At 69.9% G+C, this 15,654-nt stretch carries 13 protein-coding genes and 1 tRNA gene; 7 read left to right on the top strand and 7 right to left on the bottom strand.

The window, feature by feature from the left end; all coding sequences use genetic code 11:
* Positions 1-100: 100 nt before the first annotated feature.
* Together AC1DVZ_RS00580 and AC1DVZ_RS00575 are read left to right on the top strand one after the other, a co-directional pair.
* Positions 101-547 carry a hypothetical protein gene (locus AC1DVZ_RS00580; protein WP_477616235.1) on the top strand — a complete coding sequence of 149 codons (447 nt, stop codon included), beginning with the start codon at positions 101-103 and terminating at the stop codon, positions 545-547.
* Between the two features lie 199 nt (positions 548-746).
* Positions 747-5,531 carry a PQQ-dependent sugar dehydrogenase gene (locus tag AC1DVZ_RS00575; protein WP_477616234.1) on the top strand — a complete coding sequence of 1,595 codons (4,785 nt, stop codon included), beginning with the start codon at positions 747-749 and terminating at the stop codon, positions 5,529-5,531.
* A 98-nt stretch (positions 5,532-5,629) separates the two neighbouring features.
* Here AC1DVZ_RS00575 and AC1DVZ_RS00570 read toward each other — a convergent pair whose 3' ends face one another.
* Positions 5,630-5,896, bottom strand: a complete 267-nt coding sequence (locus tag AC1DVZ_RS00570; protein WP_477616233.1) for a PspC domain-containing protein — start codon at positions 5,894-5,896, stop codon at positions 5,630-5,632.
* Positions 5,897-6,187: 291 nt separating this feature from the next.
* Positions 6,188-6,727: a hypothetical protein gene (locus AC1DVZ_RS00565; RefSeq protein ID WP_477616232.1), complete on the bottom strand. Its 540-nt coding sequence runs from the start codon at positions 6,725-6,727 to the stop codon at positions 6,188-6,190.
* Between the two features lie 320 nt (positions 6,728-7,047).
* Here AC1DVZ_RS00565 and AC1DVZ_RS00560 point away from each other — a divergent pair, with 320 nt between their 5' ends.
* Entirely contained in the window at positions 7,048-7,824 is a 777-nt protein-coding gene (locus AC1DVZ_RS00560; protein WP_477616231.1) for a maleylpyruvate isomerase N-terminal domain-containing protein, read from the top strand.
* A gap of 47 nt (positions 7,825-7,871) precedes the next feature.
* Here the strand turns inward: AC1DVZ_RS00560 and AC1DVZ_RS00555 are convergent.
* Positions 7,872-7,950: transfer RNA gene (locus AC1DVZ_RS00555), tRNA-Gln, on the bottom strand.
* 155 nt (positions 7,951-8,105) lie between these two features.
* Between AC1DVZ_RS00555 and AC1DVZ_RS00550 the strand changes: the two genes are divergently transcribed.
* A complete protein-coding gene (locus tag AC1DVZ_RS00550) occupies positions 8,106-9,098 on the top strand; it encodes an acyl-CoA desaturase (RefSeq protein WP_477616230.1) in 993 nt (330 codons plus the stop codon).
* A 39-nt stretch (positions 9,099-9,137) separates the two neighbouring features.
* Here the strand turns inward: AC1DVZ_RS00550 and AC1DVZ_RS00545 are convergent, their stop codons facing one another.
* The gene (locus AC1DVZ_RS00545) at positions 9,138-9,914 is read right to left on the bottom strand and encodes an N-acetylmuramoyl-L-alanine amidase (protein ID WP_477616229.1); all 777 of its coding nucleotides are present in this window, start codon (positions 9,912-9,914) and stop codon (positions 9,138-9,140) included.
* 83 nt (positions 9,915-9,997) lie between these two features.
* Between AC1DVZ_RS00545 and AC1DVZ_RS00540 the strand changes: the two genes are divergently transcribed.
* Both AC1DVZ_RS00540 and AC1DVZ_RS00535 read left to right on the top strand, forming a co-directional pair.
* Complete coding sequence (locus AC1DVZ_RS00540; protein WP_477616277.1) at positions 9,998-10,597, top strand: TetR/AcrR family transcriptional regulator; 600 nt, start codon at positions 9,998-10,000, stop codon at positions 10,595-10,597.
* A gap of 10 nt (positions 10,598-10,607) precedes the next feature.
* Positions 10,608-11,261: an O-methyltransferase gene (locus tag AC1DVZ_RS00535; RefSeq protein WP_477616228.1), complete on the top strand. Its 654-nt coding sequence runs from the start codon at positions 10,608-10,610 to the stop codon at positions 11,259-11,261.
* Between the two features lie 161 nt (positions 11,262-11,422).
* Here AC1DVZ_RS00535 and AC1DVZ_RS00530 read toward each other — a convergent pair whose 3' ends face one another.
* A complete protein-coding gene (locus AC1DVZ_RS00530) occupies positions 11,423-12,229 on the bottom strand; it encodes a methyltransferase domain-containing protein (protein WP_477616227.1) in 807 nt (268 codons plus the stop codon).
* A gap of 74 nt (positions 12,230-12,303) precedes the next feature.
* On the opposite strand from AC1DVZ_RS00530, the gene AC1DVZ_RS00525 reads away from it, so the two are divergent.
* Positions 12,304-12,804, top strand: coding sequence for a MarR family winged helix-turn-helix transcriptional regulator (locus AC1DVZ_RS00525; protein WP_477616226.1), 501 nt, complete (start codon positions 12,304-12,306; stop codon positions 12,802-12,804).
* A gap of 2 nt (positions 12,805-12,806) precedes the next feature.
* Here the strand turns inward: AC1DVZ_RS00525 and AC1DVZ_RS00520 are convergent, their stop codons facing one another.
* The gene (locus tag AC1DVZ_RS00520; protein ID WP_477616225.1) at positions 12,807-14,672 is read right to left on the bottom strand and encodes an ABC-F family ATP-binding cassette domain-containing protein; all 1,866 of its coding nucleotides are present in this window, start codon (positions 14,670-14,672) and stop codon (positions 12,807-12,809) included.
* Positions 14,673-14,679: 7 nt separating this feature from the next.
* Positions 14,680-15,615 carry a 4-(cytidine 5'-diphospho)-2-C-methyl-D-erythritol kinase gene (locus tag AC1DVZ_RS00515; protein ID WP_477616224.1) on the bottom strand — a complete coding sequence of 312 codons (936 nt, stop codon included), beginning with the start codon at positions 15,613-15,615 and terminating at the stop codon, positions 14,680-14,682.
* Positions 15,616-15,654: the final 39 nt, after the last annotated feature.

The following is a 15,654-nucleotide window of genomic DNA, read 5'->3' as shown; positions in this document are numbered from 1 at the left end:
TGCAATAGACGCAGGCGGCCCTAACGCGAGTGGGCGAAGACTGGCTCTGGGCCGGCCACGACACTGAAGGCCCAAGACCACAGCAAGGAAGGGAAGGGTAATGAGAACAATCTCCTTCAAATGGCGGGTACCGGCGGTGCTCTTGGCCATCGTCACCGCTGTCGGACTGGGCTTCCTGTCCACGACGACCGCCCAGGCCGTCGACACCAAGGTCGTCCACGTCGGCAACCTCGCCGGCCACGCCGCCGACTGCCCTGGCGGGCTGGTGGGCGCCCACTTCGTGATCACCCAGATCGGTTCAGCCGCACCTGCAAGCATCTCGGTGGTCGCCGGGGGAACGTTCACCGTGCCTCTCGACAAGGTCACCGGCGGCACTGCTCACTACGTCCTCGCGACCGCGGTGAAGGTCACCGACGCCACGGCCGTGGTCCCCGTGACCTGGTCGGGCAACTTCAACCTGTCCGACTACCGGTGCACGCCGACCACCACCACCTCGACGACCCCGTCGTCGTCGTCCACCACTCCGTCGTCGTCCACGACGACCTAGCCACACCCTCGACGCGAGGTGCCCCCGGGGGCGAAGCACCCCGGGGCATCTCGCGCGGCCACGTACACGTCGCCTACGTCAAAAGCCGGATCTGGCCAGTCCCCCCAGATACGAAGATGGGCAGCGGTGAGGCATAGCCCCACCTCCGGTGCGCTGCGCCGAACACCCGCCTCGAACCCGTAACGCAGGGGTAGCCACCATGGGGACACACAGATCCCACCATCCGACCCCGTCTGCCTGGGGACGCCTCGTCGTCGCCATGGTGCTGGTCACCACGTCGCTCGCGAGCTGGCTCCCCGTCGAGGCGGCCCATGCCGCGCCAGCCACGCCGGCATACGTCCAGGGTCGGGCCAACGAGGCGACCAGCGGGACCACGAACTCGGTGGCCTTCACCGCCGCCAACCGCGTGGGCGACCTCGTGGTGGCCTACGCCATCTGGGACACGGGCGCCACGGCCACGGTCACGGACACCAACGCCAACACGTACGCCCCCGTCGGACCTCCGACGTCGTGGAACGGCGGGCGCTGGAGCTCACAGGTGTTCTACGCCAAGAACGTCGCCGCCGGGGCCAACACCGTGAGGCTGACCCTCAGCAGCGCGGTGACCTCATGGAGCGTCCTCTACGTCCACGAGTACTCGGGCATTGACCGAACCTCTCCGCTGGACGTCTCGGCGGCCGCCATCGGAAGCACGACCGCGATGGACAGCGGCGCCCGCACGACGACCAACGCCAACGACCTGATCTTCGGGGCAGGCGCGTCCGACTCCCAGGTCAACGCCACAGGCACCGGATTCACGACCCGGCTGACGGCGTACGGAAACCGCACCGAGGACCGGAATGTCACGACGACCGGGTCCTACAGTGCGAGCGCGAGGCAGAACCACAACGCCTGGGTGATGCACCTGGCGGCTTTCAAGGCAGACCCCGGCTCCACGGACACCACGCCACCCACGGTGCCCACAGGCCTCAGCGCCACGGGTTTCTCCTCGACGCAGGTGAACCTGTCCTGGAACCCCTCGTCGGACAACGTCACCGTCGCTGGATACCGCGTCTACCGCAACGCCATCCAGGTGGGCTCGCCGGGGACCACGCTCTACCAGGACACCGGGCTCCTCCCTGCCACGACGTACTCGTACACGGTCGCGGCGATCGACGGAGCCGGCAACGTGTCCGCGCCGTCCGCCCCGGTCAACGGGACCACGCAGAACGCACCACCCGACGGGACACCTCCCACGGTCTCCATGACGGCACCGGCGGGTGGGGCCACCGTGCTCGGAACGACAAGTCTGACCGCGTCTGCTTCTGACGACACCGGAGTGCTGGGGGTGCAGTTCCTGCTCGACGGGGCGAACCTGGGTCTCGAGGACACCACCGCCCCCTACTCGTTCGCCTGGGACACCACGGCCGTGCAGAACGGTACCCACGCGCTCGCCGCACGAGCCAGGGACGGAGCCAGTCACCTGACCACGTCGACACCCGTCACGGTGACCGTGAACAACCCCGCGACACCCGCCGGGTTGCTGGCCGGCTACGCCCTGGACGAGGGGTCGGGGACGACCACGGCGGACGCCTCCCCCAACGGCCTCACCGGCACCCTGCTGGGCGGAGCGACCTGGGCCACCGGGCACTTCGGACAGGCGGTGTCGCTGGACGGCGTCAACGACAACGTGAGCCTTGGAGCGCCTTCCTCGCTCCAGCTCAGCGGCAGCATGACGGCCAGCGCGTGGATCTACGCGACGGGCGCGCCGGGCGACGACGCTGTCATCGTGTCGAAACGGGGGAGCATCGGGTTCCAGCTGGACACCACGATCGACGTCGGGCCCAGGGTCGTCGGCTTCAAGCTCACCGACAGCTCCGGACGCGACATGATGCGCTACGGCACGACGCCCCTTCAGACCAACACCTGGTACTACGTCACGGGTGTCTACGACGGCTCTGCCCAGACGATGAGCGTCTACGTCAACGGCACCCTGGACAACGGCCCTCTGGTCGGCACCGTGTCCGCCACCCAGCAGAACACCGCTGCCAACCCTGTGCTGCTCGGCCAGCGACCCAGCGGCGGCTTCAACTTCATCGGCCGCCTCGACAACGTGCGCGTCTACGGGCGGGCGCTCTCGCCCACCGAGCTGCAGTCGGACATGAGCACGGCCCTGGGCTCTTCGCCGGCCACCGACCCCACACCACCGACCGTGTCGCTCACAGCACCCGCCTCGGGGGCCACGGTCAGCGACATCGTCAACGTCACCGCCAACGCAGCCGACAACGTGGGCGTGGTGGGGGTGCAGTTCCTCGTCGACGGTGCGCCCACGGGGGTCGAGGACCCCGCGGCCCCGTACGCCCTCGCGTGGGACACCCGAACCGCGACGAACGGTTCGCACACCGTGTCGGCCCGAGCCCGCGACGCGGCGGGGAACGTCACCACCTCTGCCGCCGTGACCGTCAACGTGAGCAACACCAACAGGTTCCAGAACGAGACGCTTGCGACCGGGCTCAGCCTGCCCACCGCCATGAAGTTCCTCCCGGACGGGCGGCTCCTCGTCTCCGAACTTGCCGGGAGCATCCGCGTCCTCTCCTCGCCCTACCTCACCGTGGGCGCGACGCCATTCCTGCAGATCAGCAACATCGGTTCGGCGGGCGTGCAACAGGGCATCTACGACTTCGCCCTCGACCCCAACTTCTCCGTCAACCGCTACTACTACGTCTTCTACACGCGCGGGACACCCAACCGCGACCGGCTCAGTCGCTTCACCGCGAACACAGCCCTCGACGGCACCGTCGCCGGGAGCGAGCTACCGCTGTATGACGACCCGCAGGACGCCAACGCCGAACACCACGGGGGTGCGATCGTCTTCGGCAATGACGGCAAGCTGTACTTCACGACTGGCGAGCACTTCCAGGCCGGACTCGCCCAGGACCTCACCAACCCTCGGGGCAAGGTGCACCGGATCAACCTCGACGGAACGGTGCCGACCGACAACCCCTTCTACGACGGCTCCGGCCCCCACTGGGACTCGATCTGGGCGTACGGGCTACGCAACCCCTTCCGCGCGTTCTACGACGCCCCGAGCAGTCGGATGTTCGTCGGCGACGTGGGCGGCAACGACTACGCGACGGCGAAGGAGGAGGTCAACGTCATTGCCAGGGGGGCCAACTACGGGTGGCCCACCTACGAGGGCACCTGCCCGGCGCCGTGCACCAGCCCCATCACCTCCTGGCCGCACAACGGGCGTGACAGTGCGGTCGTGGGTGGCTTCGTCTACCACGGGAACGCCTTTCCGGCCGGCTACGAGGGCAGCTACTTCTTCGCCGACTACACCCAGAACTGGATCAAGCGACTGACCTTCGACACCAGCGGCAACGTCAGCGGTGTCGTGAACTTCGAACCGACGGACGGAAGCGTTGACGGGCCCTACGGAGACATCGTCTACCTCATCGAAGGGCCCGACCAGAACCTCTACTACCTCGACCTGGGCTACTCGGACATCAGCGGCACCTATGGGGTGAGCAAGATCCGCAGGATCAGGTACGTCACCTCCAACCAGCCACCTGTCGTCAACGCCAGCGCCAACGTCACCTCGGGAGCGGTCCCCCTCGAGGTCACCTTCTCCAGCGCCGGGTCCTCGGACCCTGAGGGCCAGCCACTCACCTACTCCTGGGACTTCGGCGACAACCTGACCTCCACCGCCGCCAACCCTGTCCACACCTACACCGCCGCCGGCAGCTACACGGCACGGCTCACGGTCTCCGACGGCGTGAGCACGTCGAACTCGGTTCCCATCACGATCGCGGTGGGCAGCCCACCCTCGGCCACCATCACCTCCCCCACCGACGGTGACCGTTTCGTCGCCGACCAGGTGATCAGCTACAGCGGCGCGGCATCCGACCCCGTGGACGGCACCCTTCCTGCGAGCGCGTACACGTGGAACATCGACTTCCTGCACGAGGGGCACGTCCACCCGGGGACCCCGATCACCGGAGTGAAGAACGGCAGCTTCACGATCCCGAGCTCGGGCCACGACTTCAGCGGCAACACCCGCTACCGCATCACCCTGACGGTGACGAACTCCAGCGGGCTGACGGACACCAAGACCGTGTACGTGTGGCCGACCAAGGTCAACCTGACGTTCTCCACGGCGCCAGACCCCGGGCTGACCCTGTACCTCGACGGGATCGCCAAGACGACTCCGTTCGTCCACGACGCCCTCGTCGGCTTCCACCACACGATCGAGGCGCGAGACCAGTCCGCCAACGGCAAGTCCTACGGCTTCGCCTCGTGGTCCGACGGAGGGTCGCAGAGTCACGAGATCGTGGTGCCGCCCAACGACGCGCCCTACACCGCGACCTATGCCGTGATGACGAGCGCCGCTCCGATCGGCTACCGCCAGGTCGCGGCAGCCACACCACAGACGGCACAGTCCACGGTTCCCACGACGCTCACCCAGGCCCAGACCGCAGGCGACCTCAACGTCGTGGTCGTCGGCTGGAACGACCTGGTGTCCAACGTCTCGGCGGTCACGGACAGCGCAGGAAACACCTACCAGCTCGCGGCCGCGACCCGGCGTGGCTCTGCCACGAGCCAAGCCGTCTACTTCGCCCGGAACATCAGGGCGGCCAGCTCGAACACGGTGACGGTCACCTTCGACAGGGCCGCTGCCTACGTGGACGTGCGGGTCGCGGAGTACTCCGGCATCGACACGACGAGCCCTCTGCTCGGCAGCACCGGCGCCTCGGGCAACGGCACCACCGCCTCGAGCGGCACCCTTGCGACGACTGCCACCAACGTGCTCCTCGTGGGCGCCGGGACGACCACGGGTGGCTTCACCGGCGCCGGGGCCGGGTACACGTCAAGGCTCATCACCTCACCGGACCTCGACATCGTGGAGGACCGCGTCGTGGCGACGGCAGGCAGCTACGCAGCCACGGCTCCCCAGTTCGGGAACTACGTCATGCAGGTGGTCGCGTTCAAGGGCGCCGCGCCCTAGTGCGGATGCTCGATCCGGGCCGGCCCTGGCTCACGCGCGTCGAGCGGCAGGGCCGGGCTCGACGGGGTCCTGAGCCGGCGAGTCGAGTGGGCGACCGGTCAGGACGCGGGAGCGGCCGTGGGAGCAGGCCCCTGGTACGACCGGGCGACGGTGGTGGCCTCGGACGGCATGAGGATCCACAGGATCGGGTAGATGAGGATCTGGCTGCCGGGGATCACCATGAGCAGCAGCACGAACAGGATCCTCGCCGGCCACGGCGCGATGCCGAAGCGCCGTCCGAGCCCGGAGGCCACACCGCCCAGGACACGTTCGCCACGCGGTCGGACGAGACCCTGCTGGGCGAAGCTCGAGTGGATGTCGTTCATGGGTGGAGCACTTCCTTCGGTTGGCGTCCGGGCCTCTCCCGGACGACTCCACTGTGGCTGACGGCGGCCCTGCGGCCCATCGGGTGCAACCCTGACGTGGCCCCGGTTGTCCGGCCCTGCCCTCGGGGTCGGCGGTGCGACGAGCTCAGGGTCGGAAGGTCCAATGGCGAACTGAGCCCCTCCGAGCTGAGTGGACGCCTCGGCCCGGCAACAGGAAGGACCCGACCTGGGGTCGGGTCCTTCCTGTTGCGTGCTGGGCGGAGGCATCCGAAGAGTCCCCGGCGCCGGTGGTCAGACGGTCGTGGTGACCACCGTCAGGGTCAGCAGTCGGCGCTGGCCGTTCCACACCGCGTACAGGCCGCCCTCGCCCGCGCCGGTCTGCGTCACGGAGGTGACGGCTCCGAGGCCACTGTTGCCGGGGCAGCCGGCGCCCACGGCGGGCACGGCCTGGCCGCTCCACGTCCCGGTACCGAACCCGGTCAGGTACCAGCCGGTCATCGGGCCCTGCTTGCCGCTGCTGTTGGTGCGGGCATCGCTGCCGAGAGTGGCCAGGACGCCCGTCGTCTTGGTGTTGGTGATGGTGTGGTGGTTTCCGCTGGGAGTGTCGAACTCACACACCACCTCGTACGTGGAGACGCTGTCGTAGACGAAGGTGACTCCTCCGACGTTGTCCTGCATCGCCTTGTTGTTCCAGCCGTAGGCGCTCTGGACCTCGCCCTTGCCGACCCAGCCCACGCCGGACGCGTCAAGCGTGTAGGCGGACGCCGAGCCCGCAGCGGCCAGCAGCATGCCGGCCCCGAGTGCGGCTACTGCCGCAAGCTTCCTGAACATGATCGTGTGATCCCCTCGTCCGCGGGGCGGACCCTGCGTCGCCCCTGCACCGCCGAGCATGGCGTCAGAGGTAATGGAATGGTCAAGAACAGGTCAGGTTCGTGCAAAGTCCGCCCGATTGGGCGATGACATAGGTGATCAATGGGACACGCGCTGCCGGCAACCGCCAACACCCCCCGCCCGAACGCCAACGCCAACGGCACGGTGACGGTGACCGTGAGCGTCGACCACCTGTCCTGCCGCGAGTAGCAACCCACCGGCGTCCACGTCCTGCCGAAAACCGTTGTCCGGTTGGCCCGACAGGGTGGTAGACACCTCCAGTGCACACTTCGCTGGAGTTCCCCGACCTGCTGGCGCTGATCGACGAGCGGTCGACCGCCTTCTGTGCGGCGGTCGCTGCCGCGCCCAGCCTGGACGTGCAGGTGCCATCGTGCCCGGAGTGGACGCTCTTCGACCTGGTGCAGCACCTTGGCGAGGGGCGTTTTGCGTGGGCAGCCACCGTCGCAGCCGGGCCCGACGCAGCCGGAAAGTCCGCGGGAGACGGCGGGCCGGCGCCTCGTGACCGCGAGGCCCTCCTCACCTGGATGTCCGCGTCGACACAGCAGCTGGTGGAGGCTCTGCAGGATGCCGGCCCGGATCGCGGTTGTTGGATGTGGTGGGGCGACTCGCAGTCACCCCCGACCAGCGGTGCCGTCGCCCGGCACCAGCTGCAGCAGATGGCGGTGCACACCTACGACGCCCAGCTCACCGCGGATGCCGCACAGCCGCTGTCCGACGAGGTGGCGCTCGACGGCGTCGAGGAGTTCCTGTTCACCTGCTGCGCCACCACCGCCGCCTGGCCGCACGAGCCCGCCGTGGTCGACTACCACGTCACCGACGGCCCCTCCTGGCGCGTCTGGCTCTCCGCCGACGGTGCGCGGATCGCCCGCCTCCCCGACGCCGGCAGCGACACCCCGGACACGGTGGACGCCTCCGCGCGGGGCACGGCCAGCGAGCTGGTCCTCTTCTTCTACGGCCGCATCCCGCCGGAGTCGCTCGAGCTCGGCGGTGACCCACGGGTCTTCGACCAGCTCTTCGCCTGGGACCCGGGTGCGTAGGACGTGACCTCAGGCCTCTGACCTGCACGGTGGGTCGGCACGGTGGGCTCCCCGGGTAGGAATCGAACCTACGTCGCTTGTCCTGATTCAAAGTCAGGCGGGCCCTACCAGCAGACCAACCGGGGAACGCCCCCTGCGGGGACCCGCCAAGGGTAGCCAAGCACGCGGCATACCTCGGCATCGCCGTCGACAACCGGTGACAACCTACGGTTCCGTAGGTTACGGTTTCGTACGTTGTTGATGCCTCCGTGGCGACGAACCGAAGGAAGGTTCCCCCTGCGATGACGCCCCCCAACTCTTCCGCGCCGACCGCGCCAGCGCCCGCCCCCGCCCCCGCCCCCGCTCCCGCGACGACCACGCGGGACCAGACCCCCGCCGTGGCCCCCGAGCGGAAGGCCCGCGGCGAACAGGTCGCGCTGGCGCTGTTCATCGGCATCCCGTTCCTGGCACTCGTCGCAGCCGTGCCCGTCGCCTGGGGCTGGGGGCTCGGCTGGCACGACATCGTGATCGCCGTCGTCATGTATGCCGTCGCGGGGCACGGCATCACCGTGGGCTTCCACCGCTACTTCACGCACGGCTCGTTCAAGGCCAGCCGCGGGCTGAAGGTCGCCCTCGCGGTCGCGGGCTCGATGGCCATCCAGGGACCGGTGGTCCGGTGGGTTGCCGACCACCGCCGCCACCACGCCTTCTCCGACCGTGACGGTGACCCGCACAGCCCCTGGCGCTACGGAGAGACGATCCCGGCGCTGGCCAAGGGCCTGTGGTGGGCGCACACGGGCTGGCTGTTCGACGTCGAGCAGACTCCGCGCAGCAAGTACGCACCCGACCTGATGGCAGACACGGACCTGCAGAAGGTCGACCGGGCGTTCCCGCTGATCGTCGCCGCCTCGATGCTGCTGCCTGCCGTCGTCGGCGGACTGTGGTCGATGAGCTGGCAGGGGGCGCTCACAGCGTTCTTCTGGGCTTCGCTGGTGCGGGTCTCCCTGCTGCACCACGTCACCTGGTCGATCAACTCGATCTGCCACACCATCGGCGAGCGCCCGTTCAAGAGCCGCGACAGGTCCGGCAACGTCTGGTGGCTGGCGGTCCTGTCCATGGGCGAGTCCTGGCACAACCTGCACCACGCCGACCCGACCTGCGCCCGCCACGGGGTCGAGAAGGGTCAGGTCGACTCGACCGCGCGGGTCATCTGGGCGTTCGAGAAGTTCGGCTGGGCCACCGACGTCAGGTGGCCCGTGGCCAAGCGCATCGACGCCCGGCGCCTCGCCGCCTGAGTCCTCGCCTGAGGTCCTCGCCCGAGGTCGTCGCCCGAGTCAGGGCGCCGTCGTCAGGAGCGCCCGGAACCGGTCGACCTCCGGCTGCTGCCAGTCGCTGTGGTCGTTGTGCCAGCCTTCGAGGTCGCGAAAACCCTTGGCGTCGTTGGCCATCGCATGCCCGATGACGTCCGCGTCCGCAATCGGGAACCGTCGCTGCAGGTCCTCGACGAGGGCCACGCCCGCGGCAACCTGCGCCCGGCGGCGCAGCACCTGCTGCACCGCCCAGCGCGAGTCGTGACCACTCGAGGACTGCACGAACTCGACCCCGATGGCCAGGTGGTTGAGCCCCACCGCGTGCCGGCAGATCACGGTCGGCGGGACCAGCTCGTGGATGGTGCCGTCCTGGTCGACGACGTAGTGGGCACAGGTTCCGGGGCGCTCGCCGCGGTTGGGGGCGTCGGCCTCGAAGAGCGAGCGGGTCGAGGCATAGGTGTCACTCTCCGTGTAGTGCAGGACGATCATCGTCGGGTCCAGCCGCCAGGTGCGGGTCCCATAGTGCCGCTGCGCGTATGCCGCGGTCTCGGCCTTGCGTACCGGGCCGAAGGTCAGGTGGTCGGCCACGATCCGTGGCGCCGTGGGGATGTCGAGGCCAGGCACGGCCGTGGTCACCGACCGGACCGGCGAAGAGGGTGACGGGGCAGGCGTGGGGACGGTCTCGGCGCGGCCCTGGAGCCCTCGGTCGAGGGCCACGCCGAGCAGCACCAAGGCGACCACGGCGGCAGCCGCCATCGCCCACCGCCGCGCTCCCCCGGCATACCGGGCACTGGCCTTCACGACCACCACGCTACGCACGCGGCATGATGGGGCGCGTGACCGACGCCCACGACAAGACCACCACCCCCGGCTCCCGCGCCCGCATGACCGGCAAGCAGCGCCGTGAGCAGCTCATCCAGGTCGGTCGGAAACTGTTCGCGGACAAGGGATTCGAGGGCACGACGGTCGAGGAGATCGCCGCGAAGGCCAGCGTGTCCAAGCCGGTCGTCTACGAACACTTCGGGGGCAAGGAGGGTCTCTACGCCGTCGTGGTCGACCGCGAGATCGCCGCACTCCTGGGGGGCATCACCGGTGCCCTGAGCGCCGAGCTCAACAGCCGCGAGACGCTCGAGCGAGCCGCCGGCGCCCTGCTGGACTACATCGAGAGCAACACCGACGGCTTCCGGATCCTGGTGCGGGACAGCCCCGCCGGACAGTCGACCGGGTCGTTCGCCAGCCTCATCTCCGACGTCGCCAGCCAGGTCGAGCACATCCTCGCTGCCGAGTTCAAGCGTCGCAAGCTCGACCCCAAGACCGCTCCGCTCTATGCCCAGATGCTCGTCGGCATGGTCGCCCTGACGGGCCAGTGGTGGCTGGACTCGCGCAAGATGAAGAAGGCCGATGTCGCGGCCCACCTGGTCAACCTCGCCTGGAACGGCCTCGCCGGCCTCGAGAAGAAGCCGGCACTGATGAGCGCGGACTAGCCTGTCAGGCATGCGCTCGTTCCTGGTCACAGACGCAGTTCGCGACTACGCCGCCGCGCACAGCTCGTGGCGGCCCGACCCGGTGGTGCGTGAGCTGCAGGAACGCACCCACGCCCTCGGCAGCCCCGCCGGCATGCAGGTCGGCGACGACCAGGGCCAGCTGCTCACCATGCTGGCCCGCCTCGTCGGAGCGCGGTCGGCCGTCGAGGTCGGGACGTTCACGGGCTACTCGAGCCTCTGCATCGCGCGCGGGCTCGCCGACGGCGGCAGGCTCGTCTGCTGCGACATCAGCGAGGAGTGGACGGCGATCGGCCGGCAGGCCTGGCAGGAGGCCGGGGTCGCGGACCGCATCGACCTGCGGATCGCGCCGGCGCTCGACACCCTGCGCGCCCTGCCTCCCGAGCCCACCATCGACCTGGTCTTCATCGACGCCGACAAGGGCGGCTACGTCGACTACTGGAACGAGCTCGTGCCCCGGGTCCGACCGGGCGGTCTGTTGCTCGCCGACAACGTGCTGTGGAGCGGCGAGGTCGTCGACGAGGACGCCTCGGACGACAACCTCGACGCGCTCCGGGCCTTCAACGACGTGGTCGCGGCGGACGAACGGGTCGAGACGGTCGTGCTCACCGCCTTCGACGGACTGACCATCGCGCGCAAGCTCTAGCTGGTCGCCGCAGCCCGCTCAGCGGCCGAGCTGACAGTCCGAGGGACAAACGTGCCGGCGGCGGCCCGTTTGGACCTGGACCGGCCGCGTTGATCCATGCCACCAGTGTCAGGACTCGACGCAGAGCCTTCCGGGACGCGCTGGGGAGCAACCCGGTCCGCTCAGTCGCCGGGTCGGTGGGCCACGACGAAGATCCGGCGGAACGGGAAGATCACGCCCATCGGCGTCCTCGGGTATGCCGCGCGGAGCCTCGCGTCGTAGTCGGCCAGGAAGACGTCGCGCTCGTCCGCGTCGGTCAGGGCCTCGAGGACCGGCCGGAGCCCCGTGCCCCGCACCCACTCGAGCACCGGGTTGGCCTGCCGTGCTTGGGGATCGAGGACGTGTTGGTAGGTCGTCTCCCACCCGTCGACCTCGAGGCCGACACTCCCGAGCAGCTCGACGTAGACCGCAGGAGCCTCGACGGCCAGGCGCTCGAGGGCGGGTCGCAGCCGGTCTGCCGCGGGGTGGCCTTCGGCAACCTCGCGCATGAGGGCGTGGGAGGGCGCGTCGAGGTTGCCCGGCACCTGCATGGCGAGCCATCCGCCAGCCGCCAGGGCCGAGGCCCAGCGCGTCAGGAGCTGCGAGTGGCCCGGGACCCACTGGAGGGTGGCGTTGGTGAGGATGACGTCGGGGGCGGCCCCTAGCGTCGTCGGATCCCATTGCGCCACATCGGACTCCACCCACTCGACGCGGCCGGCCGGGTCCAGGGCCCGAGCGGCTTCGAGCATCTGGGGCGAGTGGTCGACCCCGACGATGCGGGCGTCGGGCCATCGCTCGGCGAGCGAGAGCGTCAGGGGTCCGTTGCCGCAGCCGAGATCGACGACCAGGGACGGGTCGACCACCCCGACCCGGGCGAGGAGGTCGCCGAACGGCCGGGACCGGTGGTCGGAGAACTTGGCGTACTGCCGGGGATCCCACGTGGTGCTCATGACGACGACCTCTCGACGACCTCAGGACGGTTATCTTGATATCAAGATACTTGACGGAAGGTACAGTTGTCACCATGTCGACTCCCCCGCCCGACGACGTCGACCACATCGTCGAGGCGTGGCGGCGCGAGCGGCCGGACCTCGACGTGGCGCCGCTGCAGATCCTGTCCCGCGTCTCCCGGCTGGCCCGACGGCTGGACCTCGACCGCGTCCAGGCCTTTGCCCGCCACCAGCTGGAGGGGTGGGAGTTCGACGTGCTGTCGGCCCTGCGCCGGGCCGGCCAACCCTACGAGCTGTCGCCGGGGCAGCTCATCCGACAGACCCTCGTCACCAGCGGGACGATGACCAACCGCGTCGACCGCCTCGAGCGCCGCGGGCTGGTCGGTCGCACGCCCGATCCCACCGACCGTCGCGGGGTCATCGTGCGACTCACTCCTGCGGGTCAGCGCACCGTGGACGACGCGATGGCCGACCTGCTCGACCGCGAGCGCGACCTCCTGGCGGAGCTCTCCTCCGGCGACAGAGACGAGCTCGCCGCGATGCTTCGACGACTGCTGTCCCCCTTCGAGACCTGACCTCAGCCGACGATCTCGGCCGCGGCCAACCACTCGAGCTCGAGCGTCTCGCGCTCGTCGACGATCGCGCGCAGCTGCCCGTTGAGAGTCAGCACCTTGGCGTGGTCGGTGGCCGACTGCGCCATCTCGGCGTGGATCCGTTCCTCACGCTCGACGAGCCGCGCCAGCTGCTTCTCGACCCGCGCCATGTCCTTGCGGGCCTCCCGCAGCTCGGCGGGCGAGACCCCGGGCGAGGCCCCAGTCGAGGCCCCAGTCGATGCGAGCGGCGATCCGCCGGGCGACGCGTCGATGGACCCGGTCGACGCACCCGACCCGGACTGCCCGGTGGGCAGGGTGGCAGCCGGGGCGGCCCGGCGCAGCTCGAGGTACTGCTCGACGCCACCGGGGAGCTCTCGGATCCTGCCGTCGTCGAGCAGGGCGATCTGCTTGTCGCAGGCTCGTTCGAGCAGGTAGCGGTCGTGCGACACGACGAGCAGCGTGCCCGCCCACCCGTCGAGGACGTCCTCCAGGGAGGTCAGCGTCTCGATGTCGAGGTCGTTGGTCGGTTCGTCGAGCAGCAGGACGTTCGGCTCGTCCATCAGCAGCCGGGTCAGCTGGAGCCGACGGCGCTCACCACCGGACAGGTCCGAGACGCGGGTCTGCTGGCGACCGCCGGTGAAACCGAGCCGTTGGGCGAGCTGCGACGCGCTGACCTCCTTGCGGCCCAGACGGATGTACTTGCGGACGTCCTCGATCGCCTCGATGACGCGCCAGTCGGCATACCGCTCGAGCTCCCGCACCTCCTGGGTGAGGTAGGCGAGCTTGACGGTCACGCCTTCCTTCCGCTTGCCCGAGGAGAGCGGGAGCTGACCGGCGATCGCGCGCAGCAGCGTCGACTTGCCGGAGCCGTTGACCCCGACGATGCCGACCCGCTCGCCGGGCGCGAGGTGCCAGGTGACCCGGTCGAGGAGCAGCCGGTCACCGAGGGTCACCGATGCGTCCACCAGGTCGACGACGTCCTTGCCCAGCCGGGTCGTGGCGAACCGCATCAGCTCGACGTCGTCGCGCGCCGGAGGTTCGTCGGCGATGAGGGAGTTGGCCGCGTCGATGCGGAACTTCGGCTTGGTGGTGCGCGCCGGTGGACCGCGGCGCAGCCAGGCGAGCTCCTTGCGGAGCAGGTTGTCGCGCCGCTCGGCCGTGACCGCCGCCATCCGCTCGCGCTCGGCCTTCGCGAGGACGTATGCCGCGTAGCCACCGTCGAAGGCGTTGACCTTGCCGTCCACGACCTCCCAGGTGGTGGTGGCGATCTCGTCGAGGAACCACCGGTCGTGGGTGATCGCCACGACGGCGTTGTCCGGGCGGGCACGGTGCCGCACCAGGTGTTCGGCGAGCCAGGCCACGCCCTCGACGTCGAGGTGGTTGGTCGGCTCGTCGAGGAACAGCACGGTGGGGTCCTGCACCAGCAGCGCGGCCAGCGCGAGGCGCCGGCGCTCCCCACCCGACAGGGGCCCCACGAGCGCGTCGAAACCACCGACTGCTTCGGCACCGATCCCGCCGAGCAGCCCCGTGAGGACGTCGCGGATGCGGGGGTCGCCCGCCCACACGTGCTCTGCCAGGTCGCCGAGCACCGCTTCGTGGACGGTGTGACCGGGGTCGAGGACGTCGTCCTGGGCGAGCACGCCGACCCGCGACACCCCCGCGTGGGTCACCCGTCCCGAGTCCACCTCGAGGTGGCCCGCGAGGACTCGCAGCAGGGTGGTCTTGCCCCCACCGTTGCGTCCGACGACGCCGATGCGGTCACCGCCGAGCACCCCGAGGGAGACCTCGTCGAGCACGTGGGCGGTGCCGAGGGCGAGGGAGGCGCGCTCGACGCTGATGAGGTTGACCATCTGCTGCTCAGCCCGGTCGTGGAGCGCTGATGACGTGGGCTCCGTGCGCCGGACCGGTCGCGCGGCGGACGTCCTGCACGGCGCCCGAGGCCGTCAGGGAGACCGCGAGGTCGAGGGCGGCCTCGTTGGACTCGGCGATGAAGGCGACCGTCGGCCCCGAGCCGGAGATGATGCCTCCCAAGGCACCGAACTCCAGCCCCGCGTCGAGCACGTCACCGAGGGCCGGCCTGAGCGAGATCGCCGCTGCCTGGAGATCGTTCGACAGTGCGGCACCCAGCGCTCGCGCATCGCCAGAACGCAGCGCCGTCATCATCTCGGCGCTCGGCGAGGGGTCGGGGACGGGGCGGTTGCCCCTGAGACGGTCGCACTCGGCATACACGGCCGGGGTCGACAGGCCGTCCTCGCTGAGGGCGAACACCCAGTGGTAGCTGCCCCGGGCCAGCACCGGCGCCAGCCGCTCGCCGCGCCCCGAACCCATCGCGGTGCCCCCGCCGAGCAGGAAGGGCACGTCGCTGCCCAGTCCCGCCGCGATCTCCTCGAGCTCGGGCCGGGACAGACCGGTCCCCCACAGCAGGTCGCACGCGACCAACGTCGCCGCCGCATCGGCGGAGCCACCGGCCATGCCACCCGCCACGGGGATGTCCTTGCGGATGGTGATGTGCACGGGTTCGTCGATGCCGCCCACCTCGGCCAGCCGCTGGGCGGCGCGGGCGGCGAGGTTGGTGCCGTCGACGGGCACGCCGAAGGACTGCGGTCCTGACACGGCCAGCCCCCACCGGGGGGCGCTCATCACGGTCACCTCGTCGAACAGGTTGACCGCGTGGAAGATCGTCGACAACGGGTGGTACCCGTCCTCGCGGGGCGCGCCCACGAGCAGCTCGAGGTTGACCTTCGCCGGGACGCGCACCGTCACCGACGACGGCGGCAGGGCGGCTGAGGTCATGGCCGCCACCCTAACGGGGTGAACGGGTTCAGAGCGGAC

Source organism: Pedococcus sp. P2_E5 (assembly GCF_056403895.1).
Note: the sequence above shows the minus strand (reverse complement) of the source record. Positions and strands in the feature narration are given on the sequence as shown.

Coding starts and splice junctions, on each gene's coding strand:
- AC1DVZ_RS00580 (WP_477616235.1), top strand. CDS start 101: ATGAGAACAATCTCCTTCAAATGGCGGGTACCGGCGGTGCTCTTGGCC.
- AC1DVZ_RS00575 (WP_477616234.1), top strand. CDS start 747: ATGGGGACACACAGATCCCACCATCCGACCCCGTCTGCCTGGGGACGC.
- AC1DVZ_RS00570 (WP_477616233.1), bottom strand. CDS start 5,896: ATGAACGACATCCACTCGAGCTTCGCCCAGCAGGGTCTCGTCCGACCG.
- AC1DVZ_RS00565 (WP_477616232.1), bottom strand. CDS start 6,727: ATGTTCAGGAAGCTTGCGGCAGTAGCCGCACTCGGGGCCGGCATGCTG.
- AC1DVZ_RS00550 (WP_477616230.1), top strand. CDS start 8,106: ATGACGCCCCCCAACTCTTCCGCGCCGACCGCGCCAGCGCCCGCCCCC.
- AC1DVZ_RS00540 (WP_477616277.1), top strand. CDS start 9,998: ATGACCGGCAAGCAGCGCCGTGAGCAGCTCATCCAGGTCGGTCGGAAA.
- AC1DVZ_RS00535 (WP_477616228.1), top strand. CDS start 10,608: ATGCGCTCGTTCCTGGTCACAGACGCAGTTCGCGACTACGCCGCCGCG.
- AC1DVZ_RS00530 (WP_477616227.1), bottom strand. CDS start 12,229: ATGAGCACCACGTGGGATCCCCGGCAGTACGCCAAGTTCTCCGACCAC.
- AC1DVZ_RS00525 (WP_477616226.1), top strand. CDS start 12,304: ATGTCGACTCCCCCGCCCGACGACGTCGACCACATCGTCGAGGCGTGG.
- AC1DVZ_RS00520 (WP_477616225.1), bottom strand. CDS start 14,672: ATGGTCAACCTCATCAGCGTCGAGCGCGCCTCCCTCGCCCTCGGCACC.
- AC1DVZ_RS00515 (WP_477616224.1), bottom strand. CDS start 15,615: ATGACCTCAGCCGCCCTGCCGCCGTCGTCGGTGACGGTGCGCGTCCCG.